Source organism: Dehalobacter sp. DCM, assembly GCF_024972775.1.
Classification (GTDB): Bacteria; Bacillota; Desulfitobacteriia; order Desulfitobacteriales; family Syntrophobotulaceae; genus Dehalobacter.
In genome coordinates this window covers 3,055,948-3,070,254 of the sequence record NZ_CP092282.1, presented here as the reverse complement: position 1 = coordinate 3,070,254, position 14,307 = coordinate 3,055,948, and the positions used below count along the sequence as shown (strand labels likewise).

At 49.2% G+C, this 14,307-nt stretch carries 12 protein-coding genes; all 12 read left to right on the top strand.

Annotation, left to right across the window (positions count from 1 at the left end; all coding sequences use genetic code 11):
* The first annotated feature begins 63 nt into the window (after positions 1 to 63).
* The 12 genes from LPY66_RS14235 to LPY66_RS14180 all read left to right on the top strand — a co-directional run bounded on the left by LPY66_RS14235 (position 64) and on the right by LPY66_RS14180 (position 14,266).
* Positions 64 to 2,346, top strand: coding sequence for an AAA family ATPase (locus tag LPY66_RS14235; protein WP_015261815.1), 2,283 nt, complete (start codon positions 64 to 66; stop codon positions 2,344 to 2,346).
* Entirely contained in the window at positions 2,343 to 3,617 is a 1,275-nt protein-coding gene (locus LPY66_RS14230; RefSeq protein ID WP_015261816.1) for an McrC family protein, read from the top strand. The genes LPY66_RS14235 and LPY66_RS14230 overlap by 4 nt, the downstream gene beginning before the upstream one ends.
* 78 nt (positions 3,618 to 3,695) lie before the next feature.
* On the top strand, positions 3,696 to 4,733 hold the full coding sequence (locus tag LPY66_RS14225) for a hypothetical protein (RefSeq protein WP_015261817.1): 1,038 nt from the start codon (positions 3,696 to 3,698) through the stop codon (positions 4,731 to 4,733).
* 152 nt (positions 4,734 to 4,885) lie between these two features.
* Positions 4,886 to 5,395 carry a hypothetical protein gene (locus LPY66_RS14220; protein WP_015261818.1) on the top strand — a complete coding sequence of 170 codons (510 nt, stop codon included), beginning with the start codon at positions 4,886 to 4,888 and terminating at the stop codon, positions 5,393 to 5,395.
* Positions 5,395 to 5,721, top strand: a complete 327-nt coding sequence (locus tag LPY66_RS14215) for a hypothetical protein (protein WP_015261819.1) — start codon at positions 5,395 to 5,397, stop codon at positions 5,719 to 5,721. The genes LPY66_RS14220 and LPY66_RS14215 overlap by 1 nt, the downstream gene beginning before the upstream one ends.
* Before the next feature lie 61 nt (positions 5,722 to 5,782).
* Entirely contained in the window at positions 5,783 to 6,988 is a 1,206-nt protein-coding gene (locus LPY66_RS14210; RefSeq protein ID WP_337984929.1) for an antirestriction protein ArdA, read from the top strand.
* 87 nt (positions 6,989 to 7,075) lie between these two features.
* Complete coding sequence (locus LPY66_RS14205) at positions 7,076 to 7,276, top strand: hypothetical protein (RefSeq protein ID WP_015261821.1); 201 nt, start codon at positions 7,076 to 7,078, stop codon at positions 7,274 to 7,276.
* A gap of 4 nt (positions 7,277 to 7,280) precedes the next feature.
* Positions 7,281 to 8,213, top strand: a complete 933-nt coding sequence (locus LPY66_RS14200; RefSeq protein ID WP_015261822.1) for a DNA adenine methylase — start codon at positions 7,281 to 7,283, stop codon at positions 8,211 to 8,213.
* A gap of 34 nt (positions 8,214 to 8,247) precedes the next feature.
* Positions 8,248 to 8,703: a hypothetical protein gene (locus LPY66_RS14195; RefSeq protein ID WP_337984928.1), complete on the top strand. Its 456-nt coding sequence runs from the start codon at positions 8,248 to 8,250 to the stop codon at positions 8,701 to 8,703.
* Complete coding sequence (locus tag LPY66_RS14190; protein ID WP_015261824.1) at positions 8,700 to 8,993, top strand: hypothetical protein; 294 nt, start codon at positions 8,700 to 8,702, stop codon at positions 8,991 to 8,993. The genes LPY66_RS14195 and LPY66_RS14190 overlap by 4 nt, the downstream gene beginning before the upstream one ends.
* The gene (locus LPY66_RS14185; RefSeq protein ID WP_015261825.1) at positions 8,986 to 9,570 is read left to right on the top strand and encodes a hypothetical protein; all 585 of its coding nucleotides are present in this window, start codon (positions 8,986 to 8,988) and stop codon (positions 9,568 to 9,570) included. The genes LPY66_RS14190 and LPY66_RS14185 overlap by 8 nt, the downstream gene beginning before the upstream one ends.
* Before the next feature lie 88 nt (positions 9,571 to 9,658).
* The gene (locus LPY66_RS14180) at positions 9,659 to 14,266 is read left to right on the top strand and encodes an S-layer homology domain-containing protein (protein WP_337984927.1); all 4,608 of its coding nucleotides are present in this window, start codon (positions 9,659 to 9,661) and stop codon (positions 14,264 to 14,266) included.
* Positions 14,267 to 14,307 lie beyond the last annotated feature (41 nt).

Sequence of the window (14,307 nt, the reverse complement as noted above, 5' to 3'; positions counted from 1 at the left end):
TGACCTTATGCGTTGAATGGCAACAGTATTTTAAATTCGAGTAGAGATGGAGGGATATACCCAGTGTTTTTCTTTTTCTTTAATAATGACGCTATCATAGAGGAATGCGATCGACTGTTAGAAAAAGGCGATATTAAGCCAGTTTCTCAAATAGATCAGGAATATATCATGTTTCGTAAGCGTTTCGGTCCTGATGTTTTAAAAAGCATTGAAGGCGAAGAATTAATAGAGACAATTTTCAATGTCATGAATCATGATGGGCTTGCCTATTGGCTTGAATTTAAGAATGACGAGATGATAGACACGAGGCAATACGGCAGTATTGCTGGCGGCAGCTCTCTGAAGTACATCATGTACAAACGTAAAAGTGATAACAATTGGATGACCGGCAGCCCTCAAAAGCAGGTCGTCCTTTCGCTGGCAGACGCGATTGAAAAGGGCAAAAAGATTCGTGATGCCATAGTAAGAGGCGCTGAGCAAATTTCCAAGTTTGAGAATCCCGAGTACAAAGATTATATAGCTTTACAGCAGAGTTTGGATTCCGATGAAGATGTAAAAATCGGCGGATACGGATGGATTCACAAGTATTATCATATGCTTTTCCCGAATTACATTGACGCTTTCCATACAACCGGTTGGCAGAAGCATGCTCTTTTATGTTACGGCGAGAAGCCAGAGTCTGAATCGCTCTATGCATTGACAGGGCAGCTGATGAAAATTATCACGGAGACTGGCAGACCGTCTTCTCATATTGTACGAACTATGGTGCATATGTATGGCTCTCCAGTCAACTATTATCGCATAGGTACAAGAAGCGGATCGAGCAAAACAAGTATATGGCCCCTGATGCAGGAAAATAGCTATATCTCTATCGGTTGGGCAGAACTCGGCGACTTGACCCAATATGGCCAAGAGGATAGCGAGATACGAGATTCTTTGAAGGAGCCATTTGAGAAGCTCTATCCCAACCAACCCCAGACAATATCTCGTGAACTGAATGAGATCATCAGGTTTTTTAAGACAATCAAGGAGAACGACATCGTCGTAGCCGGCGACGGGATGCAGACTCTTGGAATCGGCAGAGTCACAGGCGGCTATGAATACCGTGAAGGCTTGGAGTTTCCACATTTAAGGGAAGTTGAATGGATATTTGTTGAACAAACTCAACTGCCGGAAGCGAAAGAAGGACTTCGCACAACAGTAAATCCATATAGAAACATGGACAATTTACTTAAGATACGCGAATTATTATCAAAAGGCTCTACAGAACAAAAGAATACTGTATCGTCAAAACCTGCTGAAAAACCGCTCCAATCGCTTGAAGGAATTATGAAAAAAATCGACGGTATCCTGGAACGTAAAAAGCAAATCATTCTTTATGGGCCACCCGGTACAGGAAAAACATATCATGCTGAAAAAGCAGCGCAGGAATTGGCAGCGCGGAATATCTTTAGGAAATCATGGAAGGCTCTTTCTGACGATGAGAGAAAAAGCATTTTGGGCGATGGCCGGACGAATGGATATGTCCGTATTTGCTGTTTTCATGCTTCCTACGGGTATGAGGATTTTATCGAAGGAATAAAACCACGGGTTGAAAATGGACAAACCCTGTTTGAACTTCGTGATGGAATATTCAAAAGGCTTTGTTCGGATGCGATAAAGGAACCCAATAAATCGTTTTTCCTGATTATAGATGAAATTAATCGGGGAGATATTTCGCGCATCTTAGGCGAGCTTATTATGTTAATTGAGTCCGGAAAACGGGGGAAAACGTTATATCTTCCCGTATCTGGTGAACCTTTTTCGGTACCGGGTAACGTTTTTATCATTGGAACTATGAATACAGCCGACAGGTCAATTGCTCTGTTGGACGCTGCGCTCCGCAGGCGTTTCGGTTTCCACGAATTAATGCCGGACTACAGTTTGCTTGAAGGGATTAACTTTGACGCACTGCCTGTCTCCGAATGGCTTAAGAGGCTGAACCAAAGAATCTGCCAGCATATCGGCAGAGATGCCCGCAACTTGCAAATTGGTCACTCTTATTTCATGGAGGGTGAAAAACCAATTACTTCTCAGAATCGCTTCCGCCAGGTGATAGCGGAAGATATTCTTCCTTTAATCGAAGAATATTGTTATGGTGATTATGAGCGAATGGCAGCAATTTTAGATTCGGATTTTGTTGACGTTAAAAACCAAACTCTCCAATACTCCTTATGTGAGGGCGATTTTACAGAACTGATCGGCGCATTATTAAAGCCTTGTCCGGAAATACGTTTGAGCGAGGAACATGATACAAGCGATGCCGATGCCATTGTCGCCGGTCCCCCAGAGGAAGAAGAACAATGAGCGCGATAGTCCATTTAAAACTAACAGAATGGTCGGAACAATTTCTTGACGGTGTATACTTAAAAGATGGGACTGAACGCAAAGTTGCGCAAAAACTTACGGAGAGTAGCATCCTTGAAATCCTGGAAATGAGAAATGGTGTACTGATAAGAAGCAATTCATTTGTGGGCCGTTTATCGTTAGGCGATATTCGTATTCAAATCACCCCAAAGCTGCATGGGATGCCGTTAATTACTTTGCTGCAGTACACCTATGGACTTCGAAACCTCAAATTATTCCACTATGCAAACTTTGATATCGACAATCTGAATTTCATTGATTTGCTGATATATACGCTGTATACCTATGCTGAGAGCCTGCTTAACCGAGGGTTTATTAAAGGGTATACATTATTTGAGAATGATTTGTCCTGTGTAAAAGGACGAATCGATATGAGCCGCCTTGCCAGCCGCGGTGGAGCAATTGCGGCGTGTCTGCCTTGTAATTATTATGAAAGAACAGAAAATACCCTCTTGAATCAGGTTCTTTTGGCAGGTTTAAGGCTCGCAGGCAAGCTTGCATCAGATATCAATCTTCGTCATGATGTGATGAGAATAAGCGACCAATTATCAATGCTGACTAAAGAAACTAGGCTCAGCAGGCCGATATTAAATGCGGCACAAAGATCAATATCGCGCCTAAATGATGTGTATAAGCCGGCCATAGAATTAATTAATATCCTGTTTGAGTCGCAATCGGTTCAGATTGAGAATGGAGAGGAACACATTTCCTTGCCAGGCTACTTTTTTGATATGAACCTGTTTTTTGAGACTCTTGTATCCAAGCTATTAAAAAGCTTGCAGGATGAGTATTCTGTGATAGATCAGTATCGTCTTGGAATGCTTTTCGCTTATGAACCAAAACGCAATCCCAAAGGAAAGCGTTCACCGACTCCTCGTCCTGATTTCGCTTTGCTTAAAAATGGTTCGGTGGTGCAACTTCTTGATGCGAAATATCGTGATCTATGGGATAGAAACCTTCCGCGTGATATGCTTTATCAATTAGCTGTATATGCAGTCAGCGGAATTGGAAATAATTCCGCTACGATACTCTATCCAGCAATGAATGGGCTTCCAGTCCTGCAGCAGATTAATACTTATAATCCACTCACGAACGGGATTATGGCTAAAGTATTCATGAAACCCATTGACCTTATCAAGGTGGCAGGTTTTATTGATCGTGGCGAAAAAAGCGAGCTCTCATGTTATATTACGCAGATAGTATGTTCTTAGAAATTAACAGCCTAATAAAGCATAATTTCTAGGAATGAATCTAGCCTAAGATATATATGGAACTGTGAGGTGGTTTAAATGAAGATTGAAATTGGTGAATCGCTACTTTTATCATGGCTTAAACATATTAAAGAATGCCAACTTGTGCAAACAAACTGGAAAGCTTCCTCCAAATGGGAGCTTAAGCACAAAGAAGCATTAGAGCAGCTAATGAAAAACTCATCTGAGGTCTTCAAAACTAAGTATGGTTATGATTTGTATAAAGGAAACAGCGGAATAGATCAGGTGCTTACTCAGGCTGAAATTGATGTAATGGGTATATCATTTGATGAAAATGAACAGCATATCTATGCCATTGATGTTGCGTTTCATGAAGCGGGTTTAAATTACGGGACAAAAGAAGAAACTGTAACCAGAGTTATCAAAAAATGTATCAGGACAGCAATGTGTATATATGGATATTTTGATATTAATTCCGGGACAATCATTTTTACATCGCCTAGAATAAATCCATCTGTTATTAATGATATCAATATCTGCATTGACGATATTTCTTCTGTTCTGAGCACTTTAAATGTGAAATACAAAATCCGTATTATTGCTAATGAAGATTTCAGTGATAAGATTCTTGAACCGGTGCTTAATGTACTGGGGGATGTTGCAGATACTTCAGAGTTATTTATGCGAAGCTTACAAATGTATAATCTTTTTGCAGTTAAAAAACCAAAGCAGATTAATGGCGGAATCAGAAATACAGTACAGAAAAAGATATCACCAAATCTTGAAGCTATTGAGTATAACGGTATTGATGGACTTGAAGAAATGAAAATCGGCATAATTATAAGAACTGTTCTTCGTAAAATGCTTGAAAACGGTGAGGTTACCAAGGAAGAAATAGAGAAAATGAAGACAAAGGAATATTCAAAAGAAACTTTTGATATTCAATATCCACTACTCCAAAAAGCCAGCTTAACGGATGGTGAAAGCCCAAAGAGGTACTATTCATCACCAGTAAAGATATATAATGAGGATTATTTTCTGTGCTCGGAGTGGTTTGAAGTGCCTGCAAATAATGACAGACCATTTTTATTAAAATGGATGGCGTTACATAAATGAGGTTAGCTGAAAAATGAAGATGAAAGCAATGGTTTGTAGATAAATTCCTGAAAATGAGCGGGTGTATTTTCTAACGAAGATACCCTGCTTTTTTTATGCCCTTTTTTAGGGCTTCAAAATAATCACGCCAACTAAGAATGGAGGAAATCAAAATGGCAAACGAAAAAATGAGTATCTTTTTCCCTCTGAAGGTCGTCAGCTATCCTCAGTATGACTGCTCGGAGGATGAGCGGGAGGATATCACACCCAGGGAAGCTGTGGCATATGAGGATCAGATTCTCGCTGCCATTGCCAAGGAGAATCGTTTCTTCGAAAACGATCGAGGTCTTGCCGAATACATCCACGACGAAGCTCTCAACAAAAAAGTGTATAGCCTTTATCCATCAGTGGAGGTTGTTGACGGCGAGCTGTGGGGAGTTATGAATGCCGGACTGAAGGAGCCCCTCTCCGGCGAAGAAGTTGCCGCACTCTTGGATTATGTCTCTGGACAAAATTCTGACGGATACGGCGAAGGTTTTGAGCAGCGTCCCATCAAAACTCCTGACGGCGAGATTTACGTCAGTTTTTGGAATCATGAAAACTATTCCCTTAAGCTGGAGGATGAAATGAAAAACAAAGCTCCCGACCTTGAGCACGGCGGTCCCGTGATGGGAGGGATGTGATGAGCAAGATATTTTCACTCATCGGTTTAGAAACCAACACAGGCATCCGCGACGTTGCCATCATGGGCGGCATCCCTGAAGTGGAGGACATACAAAGATCGCAGTCATATCAGGAGCTGGTGGAGGACTGCGGCTGCTCGGAATACATCTCTGTGGTTGTCCAATCCTTCCGGTATGGACAAGGCCCGCCCGAGCCAGTTGCTCTGGAGGACTTACAGTGGATCGGCTCACATCACGAAATTATTAAAAACGGTGAGGCGGAAAAGCTGCAGACTGCACGCTTCGCCATCCTCTATCCCGATCAGGGATTGCAGATGAACATGTAGAGCTCTTTGGTTTCTACCTGAAACTGAAGGGCGTTTTTTTATTTCAAAAGGAGTTGATCAAATGCAGAAAGAAAAAGTGATGATCGTTACACTCATGCGGTCGGACTTATATGACGCGCTGGGATATGTCGGCTCTTACCTGAACCTTCCCGCCAGCCGGGACGAGATACAGGACGCAATGGATCGCGCCCGGATCAGGGATGGTCTGCCATATCAAATTGTCGAGTGCTTTAATATGCAGGGCGAGGAATTGAACTTCATTCAGGAGAAGCCTTCCCTCGACGAACTAAATTTTTTGGCACACCGCATCAGCGATCTGCCCACGCATGACCTGCTGGCTTTCAACGGGTGTGTGGCGATGGGCGATGAACAGCCGGACATGAAAGCACTCATTAATCTAACTTATAGTCTGGAAGATGTCCATGTGGTTCCCGTGAACAATGATCGGGAGCTCGGAAAATTCTATGTGGACAACGATTTTATCGATGCGATCAATCATATACCGCCGGAGTATCAGAAGGAACTGCTGGAGCTGCTGGACTATGAGAAAATAGGCTGTGAACAGCGGAAAGCGGAAGGCGGTATATTCAAGAATGGCTATTATGTAGTGCATGGCTCCGGTGTTATGAACCAAATCTATGACGGCGCTCACCTTCCCGATCTGCCGGAGGAAGCACCATATATTTTCAAACTCCAGCTAGCCGAGGCGGATTTTAATATGGAAGATAAGGAACCGGATAAGACTGTGCCGCTTCTCCTGCCGGCTGGAGATAAGAAAATCCTCGCGGCACTGGAGCAGCTGGGTGCGGTATCACTGGAGGAATGTGTGTTTACCCATTGCTCCAGTCCCATTCCGATGCTGGAGCAGGCGTTCTCTTTCAGTGAGGACATTGATAAAATGAATCTCCTTGCCGAACGTATCCGAGAACTGGAGAACGCCGGAGAGCTTCCGAAATTCAAAGCTGCCCTGGAAATCAGCGATTGCTCGGACATCGACCAGGCGTTGGACTTGACCAGAAACCTGGACTGCTATGATTTTAATCCTGACCTATCCTCACCAGAAGAATATGCAAGGCAGGAATTCCTCCTACGCTATCACATTCCGGAAAGCGATCCCGACTTGAAGCTGCTCCACTTTTCACGCTGCGATTCCAAATGGATGCAGGAAGCAAAAGCCATCACTACTCCCTATGGCATCATCCGCCGCAACAACCAGGAAATGACCCTGGACTTTTCCATCAAGCAAACCGGCCAACAGATGGGTTGACCGGCCAACTACATATCGGAACAGAATGGCGCTGTCTTTACAAAAAAGGCAGCGCCTTTTTTGTTTTCCGAGGAAGGAGCTGAAGCTATGAATCATGATTTAAAAACAGAAGAAAAAACAGTCGCGGAGATCACCGGACCTCCGAAGTTTACGATACCTTCCCCGAAGGAGCCTTCCCGCTGCGAGGGCTGTCCTTATCCCGGCGTCGGCTTTATCTGCTGGAGTCCTGACGGTTCCTGTTTAAAGACCGACCTGGATCGGATGCACGGCAAAAAGAAAGGCAGGTGATGCGATGAACAGCATCATCAGCTGGGTGGGCGGCAAGAAAGCATTGCGGGATCTCATTTACCAAAGGATGCCCAAGGAATACGGGCGGTATGTCGAAGTCTTCGGCGGCGGAGGCTGGGTGCTGTTTGGCCGTCCCCTAGGCACGGTCATGGAGGTGTACAACGATTATAATTCCGACCTGACGAATATGTTCCGCTGTGTCCGCGACCAGCCGATGGCGTTCCTGACGGAACTGGGATTCCTTCCATTAAACGGCCGCGACGAGTTTATGGTCCTAAAACGATATCTGGAGAAGGAGGAATTCACTAGCGAATTTATGCAGAAGGAACTGGAGCTGGCCCAGCGGCAGCTGACTCCGATCCAGTTCGAGGAAATCAAAACCATCCTCATTGAGAAGGCACAGATGAATGACATCAAACGCGCCGCTGCCTTCTTTAAGCTCATACGCTACAGTTACGGAAGCGGCTGTACCAGCTACGGCTGCCAGCCCTTCGATATCCGTAAGACCTTTCATCTGCTCTGGCAGGGCAGCCGAAGATTAAAGGATACCGTCATCGAGAATAAGGACTTCGAGGATTTAATCAAGCAATACGACAGGGAGAACGCCTTTATCTACTGCGACCCGCCGTACTATTTGACAGAAGGTCACTATGCGGTGGAATTTCTCAAGGAGGATCACTACCGCCTGCGGGATACGCTGGCAGGTTGTCAGGGCAAGTGGCTGGTCAGCTACAACGACTGTGAATTCATACGGGAGCTGTATCAGGACTTCCGGATCGAGGCAGTGAGTCGCCTGAACAATCTGGCCCAGCGTTATGACAACGGCAGCGAGTATGCCGAAGTCCTGATCTCCAACTACGACACCGGTGAACGGCTGCGGGATATGCCGACCCAGCTGGGTCTCTTCGACCTTGCCGGTTTTTATGGCATGGAATAACCATTCAAAAATCAAATTTAGGAGGAAAACCATTATGAAACTGATTGAAAAACGTATTTGCGTAGACAAGGAAGGCCGCCTGTCGTTGCCCATGGAATTCATCAACGCTGCGGCTATCCAGCCAGACTCAGAGATGACCGTGACTCTGGCGATTTCAGAGGAAGGACTGCTTCCCTGCCCGGTGATGGTCGTCTCGCCAGATACCCCGGTAACCTTTGCATTCGCTCCGGACTGTGACGAGGATGAGGATACAGAACAGAAGGACGGTGAGCCGGAGGATGACTTCGCGCTTCCTCATGAGCTTTTGAACGCCGCAGGCATTCCCATCGACAGCGATCTGGACGTCACCTGCGTTCCCGGCGCCATCATCATCAAGGAATCGGATATCCTGAACCGCCTGCCGGATGGTCTCAAAAACCTGTTTCAATCCTTCGGTATCCACCCCGAAACCGTTCGGGAGGTCATGAAAAAGGAGGGCTATTTCGTATGAAAGCAAAGCCTATATACAAGATTATGGACGGCAAAGGCCGCGTCCTCATCCCCAAGGAGCTCCGCGCCGCAACTGGCATGGACTACGGCGATATCGTCAAGGTCGGCGTCAGCCAGGGAACCGTCAGCGTAAAGAAGGTCGATCTCATTGAGGTGGGCGACATGTCGCCGGAGGCAGTGGAAGCTTATGTCCATGCCGCCATCCGGGAGATGCCGGAGGAAAAGCAGATTTCCATTGCCGCAAAGCTCCTGGAACTCGTTGATCAGAGAAAGGGGCAACGCCATGAGTGATAAAACCCTATTAACACAGGAGGACTGCCGGCAGGTCGGTTATGACATGTCCATCGCGGGAAAAGTGATCGTTCTTCACTCCTCCGCACTGCCGGAGGAATACAAAATTGCGGAACGGCAGCTCTATTTCTGCACTGGAGGCAACGGCAGCAATCCCTATCCCATTGGCCGTTCCATTTTCACTGTCTCTCTTGCGGATGGCGAACATGTTCGCTGGAACCGGAGCGACATCTTCGGCATCGCAAAACCGGAAGCCCTCTCCGAGAAGGCCCGCCTCCAGCTCTCTCAAATCCGGCCCATCGGCGCGCTGGATTTAAAGGGCAACGAGCCGCAGTTCAGCGGCTACTGCTACCTGCCGGACGGCCGCTACACCTCCGGCGTATGGCTGTGCAGCCCCAAGGAGGTACAGGATTACATCGAAATGCAGAAGGACTACCAGCACAGGATCATGATCTGTGACCGCGATGACTTTTGCGTCTTTGAAATGGTGGAGGGAAAGGTCATCTACCCGACGCAGGAGATACTGGATGTACACCGCGATGGGCAGGAGCCGGGAGGCATGGAGCTGAAGCTATGAAAATATTAAGGACTTAAAGCCGGAATCGAGAATATGATTCCGGTTTTTTCACAGTCAAATTTAAAAGGAAGAGAGGTATGAAAAATTTATGAACCTGAAAGACAAAAGGAAATGTATCCTCGCGGTATTTCTTCTGGCGGTGCTGCTGGTGACCAGCGGCTTATATATTGCCTATCGCCTGCATCCTGAACTGTTCATAGGGCAGAACGACATCATCACCCGCGGGGAATTCGCCGCGGAGCTGGCAAAGGAACTGAAGCTGGACACCGCCGGATCGGAAAAAGACACGCCCAGCTTTTCCGACATCGACGGACATTGGGCGGAGAAGTACATCGAGGCCCTTGTTGACGCCGGCATCATTGACCCTGCCGATTACCCGGACGGCTTCAAGCCCGACGAGCCCATCACCCGCGCCGAGATCATTAAAATGATGGTGCGGGCCAAGGGCCAGGACGAGGAAGCGAAAAATACCCAGGGACACAGCGGCTACGATGACCAGTCGGATATCGCGGACGATGACAAGGGCTATGTCATCGTCGGAAAGGAGGACGGAATCATAGGGGACACTGATGACGACAAGATCCATCCCAACGATCCCGTTACCAAGGGAGAGGCTGATGATATGATCGACAAGGCCGATCCAAAACCATCCACACCGACACCATCCCCAACAACCCCGGCAACCGATACCACTACGCCGACACCGACCCCGATGCCTACCGACCCGGATAAGGAAAAGCCGACACCAACCCCGTCTCCGACCCCGACGCCGACACCCACGCCGGGCGGTGGTTCAGGCGGCGGTTCCTATTACGTCCCGGATGCGCAGGTGCGGTTTGACCTGCCCGAAACCGCACACACCGATACTGAGATTAAGGTGATGCCCGTGTGGAAATATATGCAGAGCTTCACCTGGACAATGACGAAATCGGCAGTGGACGGCTCTGAGCAGCCGGTGGCGCTGGCCAACGCCGTCACCGGCAGCCTGGGACTTGAGGGCGGCACAATCCAGTTTAAAGAGGAAGGGAAATACACCCTCACGGCAACGGCGAAAAACGCCAGAGGAAAAGAAACGGTCTTAAGCAAAACGGTGACGGTCTATCCCGTGATTGACCTGACCTTTGACATGCTGGAAACAACTCACACTGACAAGTCGGTCACCCTTACCTTCCCGCTCGAAAAGCTCTACGGCCACGACATCGTGTGGACAGTGGTGAAGGATGGAGAAGCCGTCCAGACTGCAGACATACTGGATGGTACGCTGCGGAATGACGGCGGCACCTTTGTGTTCAAGACCAAGGGCAGCTATACGCTGACCGCCACCATAACCGATGAAACCGGGCGCATTTTTACACATGCCGAGAGCACCAAGGTTTACCCGTTAGTCGGTATTACATTCACGCTGCCCGTTGCTTCCCATACGGACAAGACCGTGGAGGTATCTACCACGTTGACTGAAAACGGCGGCCTGTCCGTAGTGTGGAGCCTGACCAAGAACGGTAAAGCCGCTGTGTTATCCGACGAGCTGGAGGGCACCCTGACCGATGCGGGAGGAAGCATCCGGTTCAAGGACAAGGGCGTGTACATGCTGACCGGAACTCTCACCGATGAAACCGGCCGTACCTTCGAAGCCTCACAGACCGTCACGGTCTACCCTGTGGGCTCCGTTGGTTTCTATCTGCCGGAGATCGCGCATACCGATACGAGTGTTCTTGTAAAGGCCACATTCCAGAATCTTGGGACTGCCGAAATCCAATGGTCACTGATAAAAGACGGCAAAGCTGTATCTGTTGCCGACTGCATCGAAGGAACGCTCACGGATATGAACAGCACCGTCCGCTTCAAGGAAAAGGGTGAATATGTGCTAAAAGCCGCCTTCGTCGACCCGGCGGGACGGACCTACAGCTATACCTCACCCATCAAGGTCTATCCGGTACCCAGCATCACATATAAGCTGCCGGAAACCGCACACACCGACACCGAAGTTTCTGTGATTCCGAAAACCTTGGAATTAGGGAACTTAAAAGTGGAATGGCTGTTGGAGAACGGCTTCGGATTCCAAGATCTTGCGACCTACATCGACGGGACTCTGGACAATGATGGAGGAACCATCCGCTTTAAACATGCCGGAACCTATGAGCTCATTGCAAGGATCACCGATGAAACCGGGCGCGTGTTCCTCTACGAGGACGGCGGTAAGATCGAAGTCCTGCCGGTGCTGAATATTTCCTTTGAGCTGCCGGCATCAACGCATACCGACCGCACTGTCGACCTTCGAACCCGCGGCAACAATAATGTGCTGCCGGTGGAATGGACGATCACAAAGGACGGCAAGCCGAGAGAGCTCACCGATGCGCTGGAGGGCAGCCTGAACGCTTACGGCGGCAAAATCCAGTTCAAAGAGGTTGGAGAATACACCCTGACCGCCTCCATGACGGATGCCCTGGGCCGTGTGTTCTCTTACAGCGCCTCCACCACAGTCTATCCCATCCCGTCCATCCTGCTAGATGTTCCGCAGATCTGGTACGCCGGTGAAACCGGAACGGTCAGTGTCAGCGGTACCGATCTGGATAACCTCACCGCAGACTGGACGATCATTCAGGGCGACGGCGGCGCACAGTCCTATTACATCCACACCTCCGGCACCCTGACGAAAACAGGCGGGACGATCACCTTCCCGACAAAAGGACAATACACGCTGATTCTCACAATGACAGACCCCACCGGCCGCACCTTTGTACGAAGCCAGAGCTTTATCGTCTTTCCCATCCCAACAATGTCAGTCGGTCTCCCGCAGACCTGGCATGCCGGCGAAGCAGGAACGGTCAGCATCAGCGGTACCGATCTGGAAAACCTCACCGCAGATTGGACCATCAAGCAAGGAAATGGAGATGCAAAGCCGTATTCCACTTACGCTACAGGCACGCTGACCAAGGACGGCGGCACAATCACTTTCCCCACGAAGGGACAGTATGAACTAATCCTGGCCATGACGGACACCAACGGCCGTACCTTTACGGAAACCCGGAGCTTCACGGTGTATCCCATCCCGACCATAAGCATCAGCATCCCGCAGCCCTGGTACACCGGGGAAGCCGGGACGGTCAGCGTCAGCGGTACCGATCTGGATAATCTCACCGGGGACTGGACGATCATTCAGGGCACTGGTGATGCCAAACCGTATTCTACTTATGTTTCCGGCACCCTGACCAAGAATGGCGGCGCGATCACCTTCCCCTCGAAGGGCCAGTATGAACTCGTCCTGACCATGACGGACCCCACCGGCCGGACCTTTACGAGAAGCCGGAGCCTCACAATATCCCCCATCCCAACCATGAGCATCAGCATCCCATCGCTGACCTACAGCGGCGAGTCTATGGCAGTCACCGCCTCCGGCACCGAGCTGAGCGGAGCCTCTGTCAACTGGTATATCTCAGTGGATGGCGGTGGGGCGAAGCCCTACACGGAGTATGCAACAGGCACCCTCGGAATCAGCGGCGGCAGTCTGCGTATCTATACGGATAAAACCATCTCCGTGAAACTGCAGGCAGTGATCACCGATACCAACGGGCGGAATTTCACTTTCACCTCCGGAACCGGAATAGTCAAACCCATTGCCAGCTTTGCGTTCACGCTTCCTTCCTCGGCTCACATCGGCTCCGGATTCAGCGTGTCGTTACCGTCGACCTCCGGGCTGGAGGGCAGAACCCTCAACTGGTCGCTGACAAAGGATGGCAGCGCGGCCAGCTATACCGGAAGCCTGTCAAACAGCGGCGGCACCATAGCCATCAGCAGCACCGGAAGCTATGTCCTGACGGCCAGCACTACCGACAGCGCAGGCAGAACCTTCATCTACTCGCAGGGCATTGCTATCACCAACAACGCGCCAAACAAGCCTTCAGGAAGCGCCTCGGTAACCAGAACAGCCAAGGATGGTAATCTCCTGGTCAACCTCTATGCCTACGCTTCCGACCCGGATGGGGATTCCGTTACCCTGGAATACTCCGGAAACACCTCCGACAGCTATTATGCCGTGGGTAGCCATACAGTCTATGTCCGGGCAAAGGATGCCTGGGGGCTTTATTCCGACTGGACTGCCATCTCCTTCACAGTGACCAACTCGGCGCCGACCACGCCCGTCATTACCCGAACGCCGGATGGCAACAGTATAGCTCCCGGTGTAGCGATCACTATCACAGCAAGCAGCACCGACCCGGACGGCGACGCCATCACCTATGTGTGGGAGGGTAGGCCGGCTCAAACCAGTACCGCCTACCCATTGGGCAAGAATGTGGTGCGCGTCAAGGCGGTGGACTCCACCGGAGCTGAGTCGCCCTGGGCAGCTATTGTATTTTTCGTATCTGATTCAACCCACGGTGGCGGCATGACGCTGACAGGTCCCGAATCGGTCATCCTGGAACAGGGTATCGCAGGCGCAACCATCACCAGCTATACGTTCACGGTGCCACCGGTTGATGGGCACAGCGGTCAGGATTACGGCCGCGTCCGCGGGTACAACGTCCTGACCGGACAGTGGGACCAACTGGACTACCAGACCACCACCAACGGCATCACCTTCAGCCGTACACTGGCGGCCGGAATCTACAGCCAGCTGGAGTTTTACTACTACACGAACCATACGTGCATGTATAACAAGTCAAACATCACTTATTCCGTCACATTCTACTTTGAGTAACCTTGTAGAATTGACGGAAAGCAGAAAAGGAGGAATCGCCA

Excerpts from the sequence above, each read along its gene's own strand:
- LPY66_RS14185 (WP_015261825.1), top strand. The coding sequence starts at position 8,986 with ATGAGTGATAAAACCCTATTAACACAGGAGGACTGCCGGCAGGTCGGT.
- LPY66_RS14205 (WP_015261821.1), top strand. The coding sequence starts at position 7,076 with ATGAATCATGATTTAAAAACAGAAGAAAAAACAGTCGCGGAGATCACC.
- LPY66_RS14195 (WP_337984928.1), top strand. The coding sequence starts at position 8,248 with ATGAAACTGATTGAAAAACGTATTTGCGTAGACAAGGAAGGCCGCCTG.
- LPY66_RS14210 (WP_337984929.1), top strand. The coding sequence starts at position 5,783 with ATGCAGAAAGAAAAAGTGATGATCGTTACACTCATGCGGTCGGACTTA.
- LPY66_RS14225 (WP_015261817.1), top strand. The coding sequence starts at position 3,696 with ATGAAGATTGAAATTGGTGAATCGCTACTTTTATCATGGCTTAAACAT.
- LPY66_RS14230 (WP_015261816.1), top strand. The coding sequence starts at position 2,343 with ATGAGCGCGATAGTCCATTTAAAACTAACAGAATGGTCGGAACAATTT.
- LPY66_RS14190 (WP_015261824.1), top strand. The coding sequence starts at position 8,700 with ATGAAAGCAAAGCCTATATACAAGATTATGGACGGCAAAGGCCGCGTC.
- LPY66_RS14215 (WP_015261819.1), top strand. The coding sequence starts at position 5,395 with ATGAGCAAGATATTTTCACTCATCGGTTTAGAAACCAACACAGGCATC.
- LPY66_RS14180 (WP_337984927.1), top strand. The coding sequence starts at position 9,659 with ATGAACCTGAAAGACAAAAGGAAATGTATCCTCGCGGTATTTCTTCTG.
- LPY66_RS14220 (WP_015261818.1), top strand. The coding sequence starts at position 4,886 with ATGGCAAACGAAAAAATGAGTATCTTTTTCCCTCTGAAGGTCGTCAGC.
- LPY66_RS14200 (WP_015261822.1), top strand. The coding sequence starts at position 7,281 with ATGAACAGCATCATCAGCTGGGTGGGCGGCAAGAAAGCATTGCGGGAT.